The organism is Solwaraspora sp. WMMD791 (genome assembly GCF_029581195.1).
In the GTDB taxonomy this organism is placed as follows: Bacteria; Actinomycetota; Actinomycetes; order Mycobacteriales; family Micromonosporaceae; genus Micromonospora_E.
The window spans coordinates 241,183-261,345 of sequence record NZ_CP120737.1 but is presented as its reverse complement, the minus strand read 5'-3'; the positions used below and the strand labels follow the sequence as shown (position 1 = coordinate 261,345).

The window sequence follows — 20,163 nt, the reverse complement described above, 5'->3', positions numbered from 1 at the left end:
CGCCGTCGGGCGAGGCGTCAGTCAGGCACGGGTCGGCACCGGGCGGGTAGCTGGGCGACGGGCTCGCCGTCGGCGTCGGCGAGGAGCCGGGGTCCGGCGTGGTCGTCGGTCGGTCCAGCCGCTGCCAGGCGTCGCCGTGGCCGAGCGCCGCCGCCAGGTGCCGCACGATGGCCCGGCGACGCTGCCCCCAGGCGACTGGGCAGGTCAACACGACCTCCATCGGCGCGCCCGCCGGCTGCCCGGCGCTGTGCCGTGCCTCGACGACCACCCGTTCCAGCACTGCCCGGTACAGCCGCGACACCGCGACCTCCGTCCCGCCGAGCAGAACCGACTCGTCGTCGACCCGCTGCTTGGGGTACGGCTCGAAGGCCTCCGGCATCGACATCGCCGTGTGGTACGCGTCCCGGCCGACCAGGACGCGTCCGGTCGGGTCGAGGCAGACCGCCGAGGGCAGCAGCGGTGAACCGTCGAACAGCAACGGACGCGGCTCCCGGTGCGGCGACGCGAGCACCGCCACCGTGCTGGAGGAACCCGAAGTCGATGCCCAGGCGGGCGATGCCGGCCTGACGCGCTGGGGTCACCGGTTCACGGTAACGAACGCTGGCACGTCGGCCGACGAAGGTGACGTCCGGGTCGTCGAGCGACGCGCCACGTGCCCGCAGGCTCAGCCAGCCCGGCGGATCGCTCGTCGACCAGACGTCGTCCGGCCGGGACCGTACGGAGATCCACCGTGGATCCAACCAGGCGCTGTCGAAGTCGTCGCGTACCGGCGGCAGCGGTGCCGGCACCGCCGGCCAGGGCGGCGCGGGCATCCGTTCGACCAGGTCGCCGACGACGGGCCAGCCGTCGACCCAGTCGACCGGGGCGAGGAAGGTCTCCCGGCCGAGTCCGTGCCAACCGGGGGTGCCACCGCCCGGCCGGGTGCCGAGCAGCACCAGCCACCAGGATCCGTCGGGCCCTTCGACCAGGTCACCGTGGCCGGTGTTCTGGATCGGCCGGTCGGTGCTGCGGTGGCTGAGGATCGGGTTGGTCGGGCACGGCACGAACGGCCCGTCCGGCGCCGGGCCACGGGCGATCGAGATGCCGTGGCCGCGTTCCGTGCCGCCCTCGGCGATCAGCAGGTACCAGTGGTCGCCGATCCGGTACAGATGCGGGGCTTCCGGTGCCTGCGCCCCAGGGGTGCCGGACCAGAGCCGGCGCGGGTCGCCGATCGTGGCACCGGTCGCCGGGTCGATGCGCACCTGGCCGACTCCGGCGTACGTGCACCAGCAGGTGCCCTCGTCGTCCCAGGCCAGGTCCGGGTCGATGCCGGGAACGCCGGGCAGCCGTACCGGGTCGGACCAGGGTCCGGCCGGGTCGGTCGCGGTGACCAGCAGGTTCCCACCGCCGGGGGCGACGTTCGTGGTGATCAGCCAGAACCGGCCGTCGTGGTGGCGCAGGGTCGGCGCGTACACCCCGCCGGAGGACGGCGTCGCCGCCGGGATCGTCAGCTGGTCGGGGCGCTCCAACGCGTTGCCGATCTGCCGCCAGTGGACCAGGTCGCGGCTGTGGAAGACCGGTACGCCGGGGAAGTACTCGAAACTGGAGCAGACCAGGTAGTAGTCGACGCCGACCCGGCAGACGCTCGGGTCCGGATGAAAGCCGGGGATCACCGGGTTGACGAACACGCCGCCACCCCATCCGTCCACTGTCGTCACCTCGACCTCCCGAGTCCGGTCCCGTGCCGCACGGTACCCGGATCCCCGGTGCGGGTGGGGTCGGTGTCGCCCCACCCGCACCGGGCGGCGGTCAGCTGTCCTGCTGCTCCACGGCGGCGCTCCCGCTGGTGGGCAACGCGGCGGCGCGCGGCAGCAGCTGCGCGGTGAGCAGGGTGGACAACGCGGAGGTGTCGATGCCACCACCGCCGGCCCCGTCGGTGCGCACCACCACCGGCTGCGGGGCCTTGTTGGCCAGTTCCGCACCGACCTCCAGACGCCGCAGCGCCAGCTCGTACTGGAGCACGGCCCGGTTGTCCCGGTACGCCTGGGCGAGTCGCCGCTGTGCCTTTGCCTCGTTCTCGGCGGCGATCAGCCCGCTGCGGCCCCGGGTCTCGATCTCGAACCGGACCCGCTGGGCGTTGGTCTCCTGCTGCTCCAACAGCTGGGCGACCTGCTCCCGGGCCTTGTTCAGGGCTGCTTTGACCTCGACGAACCGGGCGTCGCGCACCTTCTTGGCCCGCTCGATGTCCATCTGCAGGCTGTCGATGCGCCGCTTGCGGGTCAGACCCCACTCCTGCTCGTACGCGGCGTGCTCCTTGGCGACCCGTTCCCGGGTGGCCAGGTGCTGCTGGTACTGGGTGGGCAGCTGCACGTCCGGGATGTTGCAGCCGGTGATCCGTACCCCGTAGCGGGACAGCTGCCGGTTGAGCAGCTCCTGCATGTCGGCGACGTCGGAGCCGCGCAGGTCGTACGCCCGCTCGGTCTGCACCTGGCGGGCCCGTTGCCGGATGGCGTCCTGCACGGCACTGGACAGCACCAGGTCGAAGTTGCCGGCGCCGATGGTCCGCACGAACAGCACCGCATCGGTGATCCGCAGCTTCATGAAGAACTCGATCGAACGCAGCGGCACGTTCTCCCGGGTCGGGCAGGCCATCACCGGCGCCGAGTACGGGATCTCGGTGGCGACGTCGACGACGAAGTCGACCCGGGACCACGGGTGCCACAGGTAGTGCCGGCCCGGCTCCAGCGTGCGGGTCACCGCACCGTACCGGGTCAGGACGCCGTGCGTGCCCTGTTCGATCTCCACGATCGACGAGCGCCACCACCAGAGCGCGCCGAGCAGCAGCAACAGCACCCCGACGGCCCAGCTGGCGCCGGCGAGCGCGCCGTAGGCGGCACCGATCAGCCCGTCGTCGCCGCGTACGGTGAACATCACCCCGCTGAGCAGGGCGAGCAGGCCGAGCCAGAGCGGCACCATCCAGCCGAGCCGACGGCGGTGCTTGGGGATCACCACCGGGACGAGGCTGCCGGCGTCGCCGCCACGCAACAGTTGGGCGAGCTCGCTCCAGGGTGCGACGGCCTCGGAGATCACCGAACGGCCACTGGCGAACTTGTTGATCACGGCCGAACCTCCGTGGCGTCGTCGGTCAGCTCCGGCGTACCGGGGGTCAGCGGGTTGGTATCGACGGTGGTGACGGTCGGCCGGTCGGCCTCGCGCAGTGCGGCGATCTCCGGCTCGCGTTCGGCGATGCGGGCGGCGACCTCGGCCAGCCGGGTCCGCATGGCGGCCATGTCGGTGTCGCTGAACAGCTCCGCGCCCCGCTCGCCGACCATTTCGCGGGCCAGTTTCAGCAGGTCCACGCCGACCGCGCCGTTCGGGTCGGCCGAGCCGCCGATGCGTACCAGCCGGGGCAGGTGGTCGGCGATCTCCTCCAGGGTGTCGAGCACCTCACGCTGGTAGCGGTATTCGAGGATCTCGGGGGCCTCGGCGGCGGTGACCGCCCGGATGTCCAGTGCCTGGGCCTCCAGCAACGCGGCGTTGGCCCGCGCCTCGGATTCGGCGGAGACGTAGCGCTGGCGGGCCAGCGCCTCGGCCCGGTTGGTCTCCCGCTCGACGGCGGTATCCATCTGCGCCTGGTACTGGGCGATGTCGGCCTGGATCGCCGACAGGGTCTCCTGCAGGGTGGCCAGCTCCTTGGTCAGGTCACCTTCGTCCTGCTCCTTGCGCAACTGCAGCGCGTACTGGTGGGTGTAGGCGTCCTTGGCGACCCGCACCATCTCCGGGGCGGCCAGGTCCATCCGGTACTCGCGGTCGGAGGGTTCGGCGTGGGTGATGTTGGCGTTGGTCAACTCGACCGCCGGGCGGAACTGCTGGTTGAGCTGTTCCAGCAGGCGGCCGGTGTCCTCGCCGACCATGTTGTAGATCTCGGCCGCCTCCTGCTCGTAGATCAGGCTGCGGATGGTCTCGCTGACCGCGTTGCTGAGCTTCTCCTCGAAGCCGCGCACCGCGCCGAGGGTGTAGACGAACTCGACCGGGTCGCTGATCCGGAACTGGATGAACAGGTCGATGGAGGCCTTCACCCCGCCCTTGGTGGGGGCCTCGCGCACCGGGGCGTTGAACGGGTACTCGCGGGTGGTGTTGACGATGTACGACACCCGCTTCCACGGGTTCAGCAGGATCACCCGACCGGGGCCGACGACCTGCTCCAGCTTGCCGAAGCGGGTGATCAGCGCGGCGCAGCCGTCGGGCACCATCACCATGCCCTGGCGCCACCAGACGAAGCCGACGGCGAACAACGACAGCAGCCAGTAATGGATGCCGAAGAACGGGTTGAACAGCACGCTGCCACCGGCGGCCCAGATGACGACGGCGGCGAGCGCGCCGAGGACGAGCAGCAGCGACACCGGCAGCATGGTGGCGAGGGACCGGCCACGGGGGATCACCATCGGGCAGATGACGTGCGCCTGCCCGGACTCGTCGCGGCGCTGCTCGCTGCGGTTGAGCACCTCACCGGCGTCGTCGAGCGGAACCCGGCGCTGCTCCATGACGGTGTCGATGCTGCCGCCGAGGTCGCGGGCGGCCGGGAAGTCGACCGGGTCCATCCCGTCCTCGGCCAACGGCCCCCGGTTGCCTGCGCCGGACCGGCCGGCCCCGGTGGGCTGACCGGCCCCGCCGGTCACGGCGGCCCCTCGACGCTGCAGCTCCGCCATCGCGATCTGCCGGGGATCACCACCCTGAGCGATTGCTTGGGCGGCGGTACGTATTCCTTGCTGGACCCGTGACACGGCTCCCCTTCCGGCAAGTTCCAGGTCCCGCGAATGCTAGCGACCCAGGTCAAGTCGGGTGGGTGCGATGCCGTGACCGACCCGGTCAACGGTGGTCGGCAACCAGGGCCGGACCCACCGTGAGCATCAGATCGGTCACTGAAAGTCGCTGTCGCGGGGCACGCTCGCGCTCGCCGAGGGAGGCATCGAGATCGTCGAGGCCGTCGGCCGGGGCGCGGCGACCGACCGCGACGACGGACAGCGGGGTGACCGTCGGGTCGTGGGCGAGCAGCGCGGCGAGCCGGTCGCGGTCGAAACCGCCCATCTGATGCACGGCCAGTCCTTCGTGCTGGGCCTGGACGGACAGGTGCGCGACCGCCTGGCCGGTGTCGTAGGCGGCCCAGGGGCGGCTGGCTCCGTCAGCGGTGACCGACTGCGCCGCGACCACGATCAGCACGGCGGCGGCGTGCGCCCAGACCTGGTTGGCGGGATCCAGTGTGTCGAGCACGCTGGCGTGGGCGGCGCTGCCCCGACGGGTGACCGCGAACCGCCAGGGTTGACTGTTGCCGGCGCTCGGCGCCCACCGGGCGGCCTCCAGCAGCGCGGTGATCTGCCGGTCGGTGAGCTGGTGGTCCGGGTCGAAGGCGCGGGGGCTCCATCGCTCGGCGAGCAGCGGGTGCAGCGGCTCGGCGCTGGTCGCGGTCTTGCGTAGGTCGGACACCGGACGCTCCTGTCGGGTCGAGGTGGTGACGGCCGGGTCGACCGTACGACGACATCGGTTGAGCATTCAACTATAAGACGGGTGTCGTGGCCCACAATGGGCCGACCGCTCACCGTCACGATGCCAGCAGCGCCCGGACCCACTCCCACACCATCGACTTTCATCGCTCAATTACTTAATCTAAGGGTCAATAGATGTGCCGTCCGGCCGTCCTCGCACGTCACATCGGCCCCACCCCACCGAAGGAGGCAGCCCGTGCCTGCCGTACCCCGCGCCGTCGACCCCGGCCAACTCCCCCACCCACGGCCCGTCGCCCGCGCCGCCGCCGTCGCCCGCGCCGCCGCCTGCGTCGCGCTGCTCGCCCCGCTCGCCCTGATGGCCGCACCGGCCGCCGCCGCGCCGGTGACCGTCACCAACGGCACCCAGTTCACCGATACCACCGGCGCCGGTGTGCACGCCCACGGCGGCGGCATGATCAAGGTCGGCGCCCACTACTACTGGTTCGGCGAGAACCGCCACGACGACCACACCTTCCGGTACGTCTCCGTCTACCGGTCAACCGACCTGCGCACCTGGGAGTTGCGCAACCACGTGCTGCGCCAGTCCAGCAGCCCGGAGCTGGCGGTCGCCAACATCGAACGGCCCAAGATCCTCTACAACCCGGCCACCGGCAAGTACGTGCTCTGGATGCACTGGGAGAACGGCGTCGACTACGGCCAGGCCCGGGTGGCGGTCGCCACCTCCGACACCGTCGACGGCAACTACACGTACCTCGGCAGTTTCCGGCCGCTCGGCTACGACTCCCGGGACATGACCGTCTACCGCGACGACGACGGCACCGCGTACCTGATCTCCTCGACCCGGGTCAACGCGGACCTGAACATCTACCGGCTGACGCCCGACTACACCGGCGTCGCCGCCCTGGTCCAGACCCTCTGGCCGGGCAACTACCGCGAGGCACCGGCGATGTTCAAACGCGACGGTGTCTACTTCCTCGTCACCTCCGGCGCCACCGGCTGGCAGCCCAACCAGGCCCGGTACGCCACCGCCACCGCCATCACCGGCACCTGGACGGCACCGACCAACCTCGGCGACAGCATCACCTACGGCTCCCAGCCGGCGTACGTGCTGCCGGTGCAGGGCACCGCCACCACCTCCTACCTCTACCTCGGCGACCGGTGGGCCAGCGCCTGGGGTGGCCGGGTCAACGAGTCGCGCTACGTCTGGCTGCCGCTGACCTTCCCGTCGGCGCGGACACTGAGCATGAGCTGGCATCCGCAGGTCAGCATCGACACCGTCACCGGGCAGGTCACCGGCGTCGGCGGCGGGTACGCCTACGAGACTTTGCGGGCCCGGCACAGCGGCAAGTGCCTCGACGTGCTCAACGCCTCCACCGCCGACGCCACCGAGGTCGCCCAGTACGGCTGCCACAACGGTGGCAACCAGCACTGGCAGCTGCGTGACCTCGGCACCGGCTACCACCAGTTGGTGGCCCGGCACAGCGACCGCTGCCTGACCGTCGCCGGTGGCTCCACCGCCGACCACGCCACCATCGCCCAGTACGCCTGCCAGGCCGGCCGCACCGACCAACAGTGGCAACTGGTCGACGTCGGCTCCGGCCACCTGCGGATCGTGGCCCGGCACAGCGGCAAGTGCCTGGACGTCGCCGGCTACTCCACCGCCGACAGCGCCCGGGTGATCCAGTACACCTGCGGCACCGCCGCCAACCAGCAGTTCCAGCGGGTCGGCGTGGTCTAGCGCCGCCCACCTGCCGTACGTCGCCGCCACGACCGGCACACTGGGTGCGGCGGCGTACGGCGAGGGCGGACGGGGGTGGGCGATGGTGCGGCGTACCTCCAGGGACATCCGGGTCGCCAACCGGTTCGAGGTGCTGCGGCAGATCCTCGCCGCCGGCGCGGTGTCCCGTCAGGAGGTGGCCACCGAGACCGGGCTGAGCCAGGCCACCGTCTCCACCCTCGTCACCCAACTGCTGGACCTGGGGCTGCTCACCGAGGTCGGGTTCCAGGACTCCGGCGGCGGCCGCCCGCGCGGCCTGGTCGCGGTCGACCCGGCCGGCGGCGTCCTCGTCGGCGTCGACGTCGCCGAGACGTACGTGCACGTCGACGCCTTCGACCCGACGTTGACCGTGCTGGCCAGCCACACCGACCGGCTGCACCCGGCGGAGAACCGGCCGGAGCAGGTCGTCGCGCACGTGGTCACCGGGGTGCACGCGGTGCTGCGGGACCGACGTGTCGCCCGCCGCCGGCTGCTCGGCGTCGGGGTCAGCGTGCCCGGTCAGGTCGACCGCGAAGGCGGGGTCAGCGCGTTCGCGCCCAACTGGAACTGGCACGACGTACCACTGCGGGGTCTGCTCGCCGCCGCGCTGGACCTGCCCGCGCGCCTCGACCTGCCGCTGCACCTGGACAACCCGTTGCGGGCCAGCGTCGTCGCCGAACTGTGGTTCGGGGCCGGCCGGGGGCGCGACCACGTCGCCGTACTGACTCTCGGCACCGGTGTCGGCGCCGGCCTGGCCTTCGGCGGCAGCCTCTACCGGGGTGCCACCAACAGCGCCGGCGAGTGGGGGCACACCCGGCTGGTCCCCGACGGGCGGGCCTGCCACTGCGGGGCCCGGGGCTGCGTCGAAGCGTACGTCGGGGCCCCCGGGATCGTGGCCCACCTGCGCGAGCGGGATCCGGCCAGCCCGATGCTGCGGACCGACGATCAGACCGCCACCATCGACGCGCTCGCCGCCGGGGTGGCGGCTGCGGATCCGACCGCGCTCGCGGTCGTCGCCGACACCGCGTACCACCTGGGGGTCGCCGTCGCCGACCTGGTGAACCTGGTCAACCCGCAGGTGGTGGCGCTCAGCGGGTGGGTCGCGGCCCGGCTCGGGCCGGCGCTGCTCGACGGGGTCCGGGCGCAGGCCGCCCGGCACGCGCTGCGCCGGCCGCTGGCGGCGGCCGAGATCACCCTGGGCCGGGTCGCCGGCAACCCGGTCAGTCTCGGCGCGGCGACGTTCGCCCTGGAGGGCCTGGTCGCGGCGGTCGGCGCGCCGCCGGCGCGGGCCCGCGCCCGGCTCAGTCCTTGAGCGGGTACGGGATGAAAGTGCTGCGGTTGACGTCGACGTCGAGCTGGCGGCTGATCGGTGGGGCGGCCCGCTGCGGGCAGGTCATCCGCTCACAGGTCTTGCAGCCGGGGCCGATCGGGGTGGCCGCGTCGGCGGCGTGCAGGTCCATCCCGGCGGAGTAGACGAGCCGGCCGGCGTGGCGGGTCTGGCAGCCCAAACCGATCGCGTACACCTTGCCGGGTTGACCGTAGCCGCCGTTGTGCCGGATGACGGTGCGGGCGATCCACAGGTAACGCTGGCCGTCGGGCATCGCGGCGATCTGGGTGACCACCCGGCCCGGCGAACCGAACGCCTCGTAGACGTTCCACAGCGGACACGTGCCGCCGGTGCGGGAGAACGGGAACCCGGTCGCGGACTGACGCTTGGACATGTTGCCGGCCCGGTCGACCCGGACGAACGAGAACGGCACCCCGCGTGCACGGGGCCGTTGCAGGGTGCTGAGCCGGTGGCAGACGGTCTCCCAGCCCACCGCGAAGTGCTCGGTGAGCAGGTCGATGTCGTAGCGGCGCTGCTCGGCGGCGGTGAGGAACTGCTCGTACGGCAGGACCAGCGCCGCCGCGAAGTAGTTGGCCAGCCCGACCCGGGTGAGGATCTGGGTCTGGACGTCGGTGAACCCCTCCTCCTCGATGATCTCGTCGATCACGTCGGCGTACTCCAGCAGAGCGATCTGGGCGGCCATCCGGATCGCCTCCTGCCCGGCGCGCAGCGAGGTCGACAGGTGCAGGGTCCGGGTCTGCGGTCGGTAGCGGTGCAGCTCACCGCCGAGGGACTCGGCGTCGTCGCGGGAGATCCGTACGCCGTGGCGCTGCGCGAGGCGGTCCTGCAACGCCGTGCGGGCCTCGCCCCGGCGGATGCCGATCTGCCCGGCGAGCCGTTCGGCCGCCTCGTCGACCGCCGGAACGTAGTTCTGCCGCCGGTAGAAGAACTCGGTGACCTGGTCGTGCGGGCTGTGGCCGAGCCGTTCCCGGTCGCCGACCAGTTCGGACAGCTGCTCGTCGACCTGCTGGTAGCGCCGGTGCAGGTCGATGACCGCCTCGGCCACCTCGGGCAGCCGGGAGGCGAACTCGGTCAGCTCGCCGATCCCGGCGCGGGCGCCGAGCGCCTCACGCAGCCCGGCGACCAGGCGCGGGGTGTCGTGCGGGGCGAAGCTGGTCGGATCGACGCCGAACACCTCGGTGATCCGCATCAGTACGGCGACGGTCAGCGGTCGGGAATCGTGCTCGATCTGGTTGAGATAGCTCGCGGAGATGTTGAGCTGCCGGGCCAGCTCGGTCTGGCTGATGCCCCGCTCCTCGCGCATCCGGCGCAGCCGGGCACCGGCGAAGGTCTTGGTCACCGCCCGCACCTCCCGAGTCGCCGCCGAACACTATTCGCACACGTTAACACGCTGCGGACCGGCATTAACACGGCTGCCAACAGGACAATTAGCAAGTTGGCAAAATCGGCTGAGAACTTTTCAACAATTGGCTTCTTCCGTGTCTCGACCCGACCGCCGGGGCTGCGCCACAGTGGGCGACACGCCACCGGACAAGGAGACGACGATGCAGAACGCAGTCGATCAGTTGCAGCACGAATGGGACACCGACCCGCGCTGGCACGGCGTGCGGCGCAGCTACCGCCCCGCCGACGTGGTGCGGCTGCGCGGCGCGATCACCGAGGAACACACCCTCGCGCGGCACGGCGCCAGACGGCTGTGGCAACTGCTGCACAGCGAGGACTACGTCCACGCGCTCGGCGCGCTCACCGGCAACCAGGCGGTGCAGATGGTCCGGGCCGGGCTCAAGGCGATCTACCTCTCCGGCTGGCAGGTCGCGGCCGACGCCAACCTCGCCGGCCACACCTACCCCGACCAGAGCCTCTACCCGGCGAACTCGGTGCCGGCGGTGGTCCGCCGGATCAACAACGCACTGCTGCGGGCCGCCCAGATCGACACCGCCGAGAGCGGCGAGGGCGGTGCCGGACCGGCCGGCGCCGGCAGCCCGGCCACCGACTGGCTCGCCCCGATCGTGGCCGACGCCGAGGCCGGCTTCGGCGGCGTGCTCAACGCGTACGAGCTGATGACCGCCATGATCGCCGCCGGCGCGGCCGGGGTGCACTGGGAGGACCAGCTGGCCGCCGAGAAGAAGTGCGGCCACCTGGGCGGCAAGGTGCTGATCCCGACCGGGGCGCACATCCGCACCCTGGAGGCGGCCCGGCTCGCCGCCGACGTCGCCGGGGTGCCGAGCGTGGTGATCGCCCGCACCGACGCCCAGGCCGCCACCCTGCTGACCACCGACATCGACGAACGGGACCAGCCGTTCGTCACCGGCGAGCGCACCGCCGAAGGCTTCTACCGGGTGCGCAACGGCATCGAGCCGTGCATCGCCCGCGGGCTCGCCTACGCGCCACACGCCGACCTGCTGTGGATGGAGACCAGCACCCCCGACCTGGAGGTCGCCCGCCGGTTCGCCGAGGCGATCAAGAGCGAGTACCCGGACCAGCTGCTGGCGTACAACTGCTCGCCGTCGTTCAACTGGCGCAAGCACCTCGACGACGCCACCATCGGCAAGTTCCAGCGGGAACTGGGCCACATGGGGTACAAGTTCCAGTTCATCACCCTGGCCGGCTTCCACGCGCTGAACTACTCGATGTTCGACCTGGCGCGCGGCTACGCCAGCGACGGGATGAGCGCGTACGTGTCGTTGCAGGAGCGTGAGTTCGCCGCCGAGCCGGCCGGCTACACCGCCGTCAAGCACCAACGGGAGGTCGGCACCGGCTACTTCGACCTGATCAGCACCGTGCTCAACCCGGCCGCGGAGACCACCGCGCTACGCGGCTCGACCGAAGAGGAGCAGTTCGCGTGAGGTACGAGATTCTCGGCCCGATGGCCGACCGGTTCGACGAAGTGCTCACTGCCGAGGCGCTGGAGTTCCTGGTCGCCCTGGACGGCGAGTTCGCCGCCCGGCGGGTGGCGCTGCTGGACACCCGGCGGGCCCGACGGGCCCGGTACGCCTCCGGCCAGTTGCCGGACTTCCTCCCGGAGACCGCACAGATCCGCGCCGACGAGTCCTGGCGGGTCGCGCCCGCCGCGCCCGGCCTGGTCGACCGGCGGGTGGAGATCACCGGGCCGACCGACCGGAAGATGACCGTCAACGCGTTGAACTCGGGCGCGAAGGTGTGGCTGGCCGACTTCGAGGACGCCACCAGCCCGACCTGGCGCAACGTCATCGGCGGGCAGCTCAACCTGATGGACGCCCTGGACCGGCGGATCGACTTCACCGACGACCGGGGCAAGCGGTACGCCCTCGGCGAGGAACTGGCCACGATCGTGGTCCGCCCGCGCGGCTGGCACCTGGTGGAGAAGGGCATCGCGGTCGACGGTCGGCCGATCTCGGCCAGCCTGGTCGACTTCGGGCTGTACTTCTTCCACTGTGCCCGCCGGCAGCTCGACGCCGGTGCCGGCCCGTACTTCTACCTGCCGAAGCTGGAGAGCCACCGCGAGGCGCGGCTGTGGAACGACGTGTTCGTCTTCGCCCAGCGCTACCTTGGCCTGCCGCAGGGCACCATCCGGGCGACCACGCTGATCGAGACGATCACCGCCGCGTTCGAGATGGAGGAGATCCTCTACGAACTGCGGGAACACTCCGCCGGGCTGAACGCCGGCCGGTGGGACTACATCTTCAGCGTGATCAAGAACTTCGGGCAGTGGCCGGACTTCGTCCTGCCCGACCGCGCCGAGGTGACCATGACCGTGCCGTTCATGCGGGCCTACACCGAACTGCTGGTGCGGACCTGCCACCGGCGCGGCGCGCACGCCATCGGCGGAATGGCCGCCTTCATTCCCAGCCGGGACCCGCAGATCAACGAGGCCGCGCTGGGCAAGGTGCGGGCGGACAAGCAGCGCGAAGCCGGCGACGGCTTCGACGGCTCCTGGGTGGCCCACCCAGGTCTGGTGCCGACCTGCCGGGAGGTCTTCGACGCGGTGCTCGGCGACCGGCCGCACCAGATCGACCGGCTACGTGACGAGGTGGCGGTGACCGCGACCGACCTGCTCGCCGTCGACAAGACCCCGGGCCAGGTGAGCGCGGCCGGGGTCCGCGCCAACGTCGCGGTGGCGCTGCGGTACGTCGACGCCTGGCTGGGCGGTGCCGGCGCGGTGGCGCTGTGGAACCTGATGGAGGACGCGGCGACCGCCGAGATCGCCCGCTGTCAGGTGTGGCAGTGGTGCCAGCACGGCACCCCGCTGGCCGACGGCGGCTGCGTCACCACCGACCTGGTCCGGTCGATCCTGGCCGAGGAGCTGGCCGACCTGGTCGACGGGCGTGACGGCCCGGACCGCGACCGGGCCGAGGCGGCGGCCCGGATCGTCGAGGAGACGGCGCTCGGCGAGGACCTGCCGGCGTTCTTCACCACCGAGGCGTACGCCCGGCACCTGTCCCCCGTCGGTGCGTCGGACCGCCCGTAGCGGTCCGACGCACCCGCGGGCGCAGTGGCGGGTACGGGCTCAACGGCGCGCCCGTACCCGCCACTCAGTGCCTGCCTTCGGCGATCTCCTCCACGAGCTTGGCGCAGAACGCCGGCAGGTCGTCGGGCTTACGGCTGGTGACCAGTCCGTTGTCCACGTGGCATTCGGCGTCGACCCAGGTCGCCCCCGCGTTGGTCAGGTCGGTGCGCAGGCTCGGCCAGGAGGTGAGGGTGCGTCCCCGTACCACCTCGGCATCGATCATCGTCCACGGCCCGTGACAGATCGCGCCCACCGGCTTGCCGGCGGTGAAGAACGCCCGGACGAAGCCGACCGCGTCGGGGTCGGCCCGGAGAAAGTCCGGGTTCGCCACCCCGCCGGGCAGCACCAGCGCGTCGTAGGACTCCGGGTCCGCCTTGTCCGCAGTGACGTCCACCGGGTACGTCTTCGACTTGTTCAGGTGGTTGAAGGCCTGGATCTCGCCCGACTTTATCGACACGAGTTCGACTGCGGCGCCGGCCGCCTCGACCGCCTCACGCGGCTGGGTGTACTCGACCTCCTCGACCCCGTCGGTGGCCAGGAAAGCGACTCGCTTGCCCTGCAGTGTCGTTGCCATTTTCGGCTCCTTTCACTCGCGTAGGGTGTCCAGTCGACTCATCTGCCCCAGGGCGGGCCGACCAAACCCACCGTGACCGGCGTCTCCGGGCTGCGGATGTTAGCGCTCACGGCGCTCCAGGGCGGTCGAGCGACTTCCCTGGCGGACCCGGCCCGCAGCCGGCCCGACCCAGCTTGACGAACCCAGTGTTATCGATCACAATCGATGGCTGACGGGAACGGGTCCATGGCTCACCGGGCGAGCCATCTGCCAGACCCTGCGGATCCGGGCGTCCGCCCCAGGGCCTGCCGGGCGTCGAGTAGGGATGCTGTCCGCCCTCGGGCCGGCGCGACCACCACCGCTCGCCGACCAGCCAGCCAGCCCGCCGACCGACGGCCAGCGCACCACGTCGTCATCCACATCCACCCATTCGTGCCTGATCAGGCAAGGGAGTTGCGATGTCAAGAATTCGTTCCACCGCCGGGCCCGTCGCGCTCGCGGCGGTACTCGCGATCACCGCAGGCGGCATGACACTCGTCGGCGGTTCCGCCAGCGCAGAGACCACCAGCGCCGGATCCGCCGTGTCGGCCGCCGACGTCGGCATCGCCGCCGCGAGCGCCGGATGCGGCCGTACGCCGACGCTGCGGAACGGGACCCACACGATCCAGAGCAACGGCACGAACCGTAGCTTCATCCTGCGGCTACCCGCCAACTACGACAACACCCGCCAGTACCGGCTGATCTTCGCGTACCACTGGCGCGGCGGCACCGCCAACGAGATCGACTCCGGCGGCACCAGTGGCGCCGCCTGGTCCTACTACGGTCAGCTGGAGCAGTCGAACAACAGCGCCATCCTGGTCGCACCGCAGGGCCTCGGCAACGGCTGGGCCAACAACGGCGGCGAGGACGTCATCTTCTTCGACAACATGGTTTAGCGAATCGAGAGCGATCTCTGCGTGGACACGACGCAGCGCTTCTCTCTCGGCTTCAGTTGGGGCGGCGGGATGAGCTACGCGCTCGCCTGCGCCCGGCCGAACCAGATCCGGGCGGTCGCGGTCATCTCCGGCGGGCTGATCAGCGGCTGCAGCGGCGGCACCCAGCCCGTAGCCTACTTCGGCCTGCACGGCATCACCGACAACGTCCTGCCCATCTCGATGGGCCGCTCGCTGCGGGACACGTTCGTGCGCAACAACGGCTGCGCCCAGCAGAGCCCACGGGAACCCGCGCAGGGCAGCCGGACCCACATCACCACCGCCTACTCGGGCTGCCGCGCCGGGTACCCGGTCCAGTGGGCCGCGTACGACAACGGCCACATGCCCGGCCCGGTGGACGGCACCTACAACGAAAGTGGCGTCAACACCTGGACCAAGCGCGAGATCTGGCAGTTCTTCTCCCAGTTCCAGGGCGGCCAGCCCGGGCCGACCACTCCCCCGCCCGGCCCGACCACCCCGCCGCCGGGGCCCACGACTCCCCCGCCCGGCCCGACCACGCCGCCGCCCGGCAACGGCGGCTGCACCGCCACCGTCTCCCTGAACTCCTGGACCGGCGGCTTCGTCGCCACCGTCCGCGTCACCGCCGGCTCCGGCGGCACCAACGGCTGGACCGTCGCCATGACCCTGCCCGGCGGCGCCAGCGTCACCAACACCTGGAACGCCACCGCCAGTGGCAACACCGGTGCCGTCCGATTCACCAACGTCAGCTACAACGGCCGGCTCACCCCCGGCCAGGTCACCGAGTTCGGTTTCCAAGGCAACGGCAGCGGAACCGGCATGACCCCCACCTGCACGGCGAGCTGAAGCACCGCTGGCCCGGCCCGGCCGTCCTCGGGCCGGGCCGGCGGCCCCCTGCCGCCGCCCGACCCCAGCGGTACGGGCGTACCCACGTCACGTCCGCGCCAGGTGGTCAGCCGATCAGACCCGGCGGACGACCAGCCCTGGCTTGACCTCGGACGCGGCTGCCAACTCGGTGACATCGTCCGGGTCGCTGGTGAACACGATTGCACCGCAGGCAAGGGCGACTGTCACCACGGTCGCATCGACGATGTCCGCGGTGCGTGCCCTACCGCACAGCTGGCCCGCGGACTTCGCCGTTTCGAACCCCAGCTGGACCACCTCGCAGCTGTGCAGGAACCGGCCGAGTTGGGCCTGTCGCCGAGGGTCGCGCCAGGCCTGTGCCACGACGACCGAGGGAACGATCACACGCCGCCCCTCCTCCAGCGCCAAGTGGTGAATCGCCCACATTCGTCGGTCGTTGCGCTCCACCGCGAGCAGCACGCCGGTGTCGTAGACATACGGGAAACTCACGCCGCCGCAGTCCCGGACACGCCGAACATCTGGGCGTCGGCGTTCGCCATTTCCGCCCGCGCTGCGGCAAGCTCCTCGGGGCTGAAGGCGCCATGCTCAGCCTGCCAGTCGGCGACCAGGCGACGACCCACCCGGCGACGAAGCTCGCGTTCCGCCGCGCTTGCCACCAACCGCGACAGCGGGACAGCGTCCTCCCGGGCAGCTGCCCCCAGCGCCTCCACCAGTTCCTCCGGCAGAGTGACCGTCACCTTCTTCATCGCCATACAAACACCTTACCTTGATATGGCAGTCCGTCGGGAGGCGGCGGACTGTTGGTCACCGGGTGAGCATGCTGCGCAGCACCATGATGATCTCGTCCGGTGCCTCCTCTGCCATGAAGTGGCCCGCCGAGGTGGTGCGGTGCGTCAGGTCGTCGGCCCAGGTACGCCACAGCGCCGCCGCGTCGAACCCCAGTGCGGCACCCCAGTCCTGCTGCACGACGGTGACCGGCATGGTCAGTCGGTTGCCGGCCGCCCGGTCGACCCGGTCGTGCTCGATGTCGATGTCGGCTGAGGCGCGGTAGTCGGCGACGATCGAGGCGACCGCCTCGCGCGAGGCCCGCAGGTACTCCGCCCGTACGTCGGCGGCAATGGCCTGCGGGTCGCGGACCCACAGGTCGAGAAAGTAGCCGAAGAAGGCGTCCGCGCTGGCGCTGATCATCTCCTCGGGCAGGCCGGGCGGCTGGGCCATCAGGTACAGGTGGAACGCGACCGCGGCGGTGGAGCCGTGCAGCACGTCCCACATGTCCAGGGTCGGCAGCACGTCGAGCGAGGCGAGGTGGCTGATCCGGGTGGGGTGGTCCAGGCCGGCCCGGATGGCGACCAGGGCACCGCGATCGTGTCCGGCCAGGGCGAACCGTTCGTGGCCGAGTGCACCGGCGAGCGCGACGACGTCGGCGGCCATGGTCCGCTTGGCGTACGTGGCGCGGTCGACCGCCTCGGGCTTGTCGCTGGCACCGTAGCCGCGCAGGTCGGGCACGATCACGGTGTGGTCGCCGGCCAGGTCGACGGCGACGTGCCGCCACATCACGTGGGTCTGCGGAAAACCGTGCAGCAGCACGATCGGGCTGCCCGTACCGCCGACCGCGACGTTCAGTGTCACGTCGTCGGCGACCGCGACACGCTGGTAGTCGAATTCAGGAATGACAACAGTCACGACGGCCCCTTCTCCTCATCGGTGGACCAGGCCAGCGTGCCGGCCGCCGATGAGCAACCGATGAGCGCGCTACGTTGACCGCAGGCGCAGAAGGGCGGTCCGGTCGGTGCAGGTCAGTTTCGGTGTTCTGGGGCCGGTGACGGCCTGGGACGACGTCGGCACGCCGATCGACCTGAAAGGGCCGAAGCACCGGGCGGTGCTGGCCCGGCTCGTCGTCGCCCGGGGTCGGGTCGTGCCGGTCGACCGCCTCGTCGACGACCTGTGGCCGGAGCCCGCAGCGGGCACGGTGAGCGCGGTGCGTACCTTCGTGGCGGCGCTGCGGCGCGCCCTGGAGCCGCACCGGCCACCCCGTCAGCCCGCCCGGCTGCTGGTCACCGAGGGCCCCGGGTACGCGCTGCGGCCGCCGCCGGACTCCGTCGACGCCTGGCGGTTCGGCGACACGGTCGCGGCTGCGGCCACGGCCGCTCCGCACGTGGCGCTCGACCTGCTCGACCGCGCGCTGGGCTGGTGGCGCGGGCCCGCGTACGCCGGATTCGACGAACCGTGGGCGCGGGTCGAACGGTCCCGCCTCGACCAGCTCCGGCTCGACGCGGTCGAGCAGCGGGCCGCAGCGCTGCTGGAGCTCGGGCGGGCCGCCGAGGCCGTACCGGATCTCGACGCCCACGTGGCCGGGCATCCGTGGCGGGAGGAGGCGTGGCGGCTGCTGGCGCTGGCGCTGTACCGGGCGGGCCGCCAGGGCGACGCGCTCGCGGTCCTCCGCCGGGCCCGCGACCTGCTGTCGGAGCAGCTCGGCGTCGATCCTGGCCCGCGTCTGCGGCAGCTGGAGGCCGACATGCTGCGCCAGAGCGGGCAGGTCGAGGAGCGGACAGCCGGAGCGCACCGGCTCTGGGCCCAGGCTGCGGCGGCGTACGACCGGGCGGTGCCGGTCAGCTCCGGGTCCCGGCTGGAATCAACGGTCGGCCTGCTGCGCAGTCTCGCCGTGACCGGGGCCGGCGGCCTCGAAGCGGCGCGACGGCAGCGGATGACGGCCATCGTCGTGGCTGAGCAGCTGGCCGATCCCGAGCTCACCGGCCAGGTGATCGGCGGGTACGACGTACCGGCGATCTGGCCTCGGTCGGACGACCCGGCGCAGGCGGCGCAGATCGTCGCGGCGGCCGAACGGGCCCTGGCCACGGCCGGTCCCGGCCTGTCCGACGCCACCCGGGCCCGGCTGCTGGCCACGGTCGCGGTGGAGTCGCGTGGCGTGGGCGGATCCCGGGGGCCGCAGGCGGCCCGCGAGGCGGAACGGATCGCCCGCCAACTGGGTGACCCGGGCCTGCTGGCGTTCGCGCTCAATGGTGTGTTCATGCAGACCTTCCACCGGGCCGGTCTGGCATCCGAGCGCGACGGGATCGGTGCCGAGTTGGTCGCGGTCGGCGCCCGGCACGGTCTGGCGTCCTACGAGATCCTCGGTCACCTCGTCCGGATGCAGGCCAGTGGCGCACTCGCGGATTTCGCCGCCGGTGACGCGCACGCCTGCGCGGCGGACCGGCTCGCGCAGCGGCACGACCGTCCGCTCGTCGGCGTGTTCACCCGGTGGTACCGGGCGCTGCGGCTGGCCGCGACCGGGTCGGCGGCGGCCACCGTCGAGGCCGCCTACCGGGACGCGGCGGCGCTGCTCGCCACCGCCGGCATGCCCGGCGTCGAGCGGGGCCTGCTCCCGTTGGCGTTGCTGTGCCTGCGGGTCTGGCGCGACGACCCGGTCGGTGTCGACGACGACACCGACCGGGGGCCTTACGGGCCGTGGGCGCGCCCGCTCGTCCTGCTGGCCGCAGGGCGTGCGGCCGACGCCGCGACCGCGCTGCGGCAGACCCCGGAACCGCCACGCGACCTGCTGTTCGAGGCCCTGTGGTGCCTCACCGCCCGGGCCGCGATCGCGCTCGGCGACCGTACGGTGATGCGCCGCGCCCGCAGCGCGCTCGCACCGGCCGCCGGGGAGCTGGCCGGGGCCGGCAGCGGCATGCTCACCGTCGGCCCGGTCGCCCACCATCTCGACCACCTCGACGCGGCGCTGCGCCGGCGCTGAGCTGCGCGAACGCCACCGGGTCGTGGGCGGAGAAGATCGTCAGGTCCGGGTCCGCGCGGGACCGCAGGTCCGCGAGGCGGGCATGGTTGTCGCGCACCCGCACCCGGTCGTACGCGATGAGGGTCTCCAGCGCCCGCAGGGCGAACGGCACGCCGCCATGCCCGTCGATGCTGCCCGGGTGGTAGAAGGCGTCTCCGGCGTGGAGCAGCCAGCGGTCGCCCGTGTCGACCGCGACGCAGGCGTGGCCCCGGGTGTGACCGGGCAGGGGAATCAGGACGATCCCGGGCGCGATCTCGTCCAGGGGCTTCGCTGCGGCGAATCCCCGCCATGGCTCGCCCGTCGCGCCGTGTTCGACGATGCGTGGACCGTACGCCCACTGGGCGGGCCGGAATCGACGCCGCTCGCGTGAGGTCGGCGGGGTCAGGGCCCCGAGTACCTCGTCGGCGGTGGTGTGCACGGTCGCGTGCGGAAAATCGGAGAGGCCGCCGATGTGGTCGGCGTCGAAGTGGGTGACGACGATGTGCCGTACGTCGTCACGCCGTAGGCCGAGGCGCTCGACCTGCCGCGCGGCCGTCTCGTCGGGGTCGAGTACGGGCCGTACGACCCACCGCGCCGGCCCGATGCGGCGCCCCGGGCTGGAGATGTCGTCGAGTCCGTGGCCGGTGTCGACGAGGACCAGCCCGTTGTCGGTCTCGACGAGCAGCACATGACACACCAGCGGCGCGGCGGGCAGTCGCATGGTTCCGCAGTTGAGGTGGTGAACCTTCACTGTGCCTCTCCAAAGGGTCGACCGACGGCGCTGGGTGTCGGAACCATTACTACGCGCGACCGGAACCATCGGGATACCGGTCCGGGCAGTATTCCTCTGAGGAATATTCATTCCTCAGAGGAATACTGCTATGCCGCAGTACCGGTCCGCCAGGACCGACGCGCGGAGCGGGGTGGCGACGGGGCAGCGGGGGGTCGACGGCGCGG

General features: G+C 71.8%; 15 protein-coding genes and 1 pseudogene. 6 read left to right on the top strand and 10 right to left on the bottom strand.

Annotated features, from left to right (window positions below; genetic code table 11):
* Positions 1-17: 17 nt before the first annotated feature.
* From O7623_RS01225 to O7623_RS01210, 4 genes are all read right to left on the bottom strand, one after another.
* The gene (locus O7623_RS01225; protein ID WP_282226717.1) at positions 18-1,697 is read right to left on the bottom strand and encodes a family 43 glycosylhydrolase; all 1,680 of its coding nucleotides are present in this window, start codon (positions 1,695-1,697) and stop codon (positions 18-20) included.
* Positions 1,698-1,788: 91 nt separating this feature from the next.
* The gene (locus O7623_RS01220) at positions 1,789-3,099 is read right to left on the bottom strand and encodes an SPFH domain-containing protein (protein WP_282226716.1); all 1,311 of its coding nucleotides are present in this window, start codon (positions 3,097-3,099) and stop codon (positions 1,789-1,791) included.
* Positions 3,096-4,688 carry an SPFH domain-containing protein gene (locus O7623_RS01215; RefSeq protein WP_282226715.1) on the bottom strand — a complete coding sequence of 531 codons (1,593 nt, stop codon included), beginning with the start codon at positions 4,686-4,688 and terminating at the stop codon, positions 3,096-3,098. The genes O7623_RS01220 and O7623_RS01215 overlap by 4 nt, the downstream gene beginning before the upstream one ends.
* 160 nt (positions 4,689-4,848) lie before the next feature.
* Positions 4,849-5,463, bottom strand: coding sequence for a nitroreductase family protein (locus tag O7623_RS01210; RefSeq protein ID WP_282226714.1), 615 nt, complete (start codon positions 5,461-5,463; stop codon positions 4,849-4,851).
* A gap of 255 nt (positions 5,464-5,718) precedes the next feature.
* On the opposite strand from O7623_RS01210, the gene O7623_RS01205 reads away from it, so the two are divergent.
* Both O7623_RS01205 and O7623_RS01200 read left to right on the top strand, forming a co-directional pair.
* Positions 5,719-7,221 (top strand): RICIN domain-containing protein, encoded by a 1,503-nt coding sequence (locus O7623_RS01205; protein WP_282226713.1) that lies wholly within the window; start codon positions 5,719-5,721, stop codon positions 7,219-7,221.
* A gap of 82 nt (positions 7,222-7,303) precedes the next feature.
* Positions 7,304-8,551: an ROK family transcriptional regulator gene (locus tag O7623_RS01200; RefSeq protein WP_282226712.1), complete on the top strand. Its 1,248-nt coding sequence runs from the start codon at positions 7,304-7,306 to the stop codon at positions 8,549-8,551.
* Here O7623_RS01200 and O7623_RS01195 read toward each other — a convergent pair.
* Positions 8,541-9,926 (bottom strand): short-chain fatty acyl-CoA regulator family protein, encoded by a 1,386-nt coding sequence (locus O7623_RS01195; RefSeq protein WP_282226711.1) that lies wholly within the window; start codon positions 9,924-9,926, stop codon positions 8,541-8,543. The two genes, O7623_RS01200 and O7623_RS01195, sit on opposite strands and share 11 nt — an antisense overlap.
* Before the next feature lie 205 nt (positions 9,927-10,131).
* Between O7623_RS01195 and aceA the strand changes: the two genes are divergently transcribed.
* Positions 10,132-11,433 (top strand): isocitrate lyase, encoded by a 1,302-nt coding sequence (gene aceA / locus O7623_RS01190; RefSeq protein ID WP_282226710.1) that lies wholly within the window; start codon positions 10,132-10,134, stop codon positions 11,431-11,433.
* Positions 11,430-13,034, top strand: a complete 1,605-nt coding sequence (gene aceB, locus O7623_RS01185) for a malate synthase A (RefSeq protein ID WP_282226709.1) — start codon at positions 11,430-11,432, stop codon at positions 13,032-13,034. The genes aceA and aceB overlap by 4 nt, the downstream gene beginning before the upstream one ends.
* A 64-nt stretch (positions 13,035-13,098) precedes the next feature.
* Here aceB and O7623_RS01180 read toward each other — a convergent pair whose 3' ends face one another.
* Positions 13,099-13,647, bottom strand: a complete 549-nt coding sequence (locus O7623_RS01180) for a type 1 glutamine amidotransferase domain-containing protein (RefSeq protein WP_282226708.1) — start codon at positions 13,645-13,647, stop codon at positions 13,099-13,101.
* 437 nt (positions 13,648-14,084) lie between these two features.
* On the opposite strand from O7623_RS01180, the pseudogene O7623_RS01175 reads away from it, so the two are divergent.
* Positions 14,085-15,422, top strand: a pseudogene (locus tag O7623_RS01175) (cellulose binding domain-containing protein).
* A 114-nt stretch (positions 15,423-15,536) separates the two neighbouring features.
* Here O7623_RS01175 and O7623_RS01170 read toward each other — a convergent pair.
* The 3 genes from O7623_RS01170 to O7623_RS01160 are packed head-to-tail and all read right to left on the bottom strand — an operon-like array spanning position 15,537 to position 17,123.
* Positions 15,537-15,929 carry a PIN domain-containing protein gene (locus O7623_RS01170; RefSeq protein ID WP_348775120.1) on the bottom strand — a complete coding sequence of 131 codons (393 nt, stop codon included), beginning with the start codon at positions 15,927-15,929 and terminating at the stop codon, positions 15,537-15,539.
* Positions 15,926-16,192, bottom strand: coding sequence for a hypothetical protein (locus O7623_RS01165; RefSeq protein WP_282226706.1), 267 nt, complete (start codon positions 16,190-16,192; stop codon positions 15,926-15,928). The genes O7623_RS01170 and O7623_RS01165 overlap by 4 nt, the downstream gene beginning before the upstream one ends.
* A 52-nt stretch (positions 16,193-16,244) precedes the next feature.
* The gene (locus O7623_RS01160) at positions 16,245-17,123 is read right to left on the bottom strand and encodes an alpha/beta hydrolase (protein ID WP_282226705.1); all 879 of its coding nucleotides are present in this window, start codon (positions 17,121-17,123) and stop codon (positions 16,245-16,247) included.
* A 136-nt stretch (positions 17,124-17,259) separates the two neighbouring features.
* Between O7623_RS01160 and O7623_RS01155 the strand changes: the two genes are divergently transcribed.
* The gene (locus O7623_RS01155) at positions 17,260-19,188 is read left to right on the top strand and encodes a BTAD domain-containing putative transcriptional regulator (RefSeq protein WP_282226704.1); all 1,929 of its coding nucleotides are present in this window, start codon (positions 17,260-17,262) and stop codon (positions 19,186-19,188) included.
* Here the strand turns inward: O7623_RS01155 and O7623_RS01150 are convergent.
* Positions 19,127-19,957: an MBL fold metallo-hydrolase gene (locus tag O7623_RS01150; protein ID WP_282226703.1), complete on the bottom strand. Its 831-nt coding sequence runs from the start codon at positions 19,955-19,957 to the stop codon at positions 19,127-19,129. The genes O7623_RS01155 and O7623_RS01150 overlap by 62 nt on opposite strands.
* Positions 19,958-20,163 lie beyond the last annotated feature (206 nt).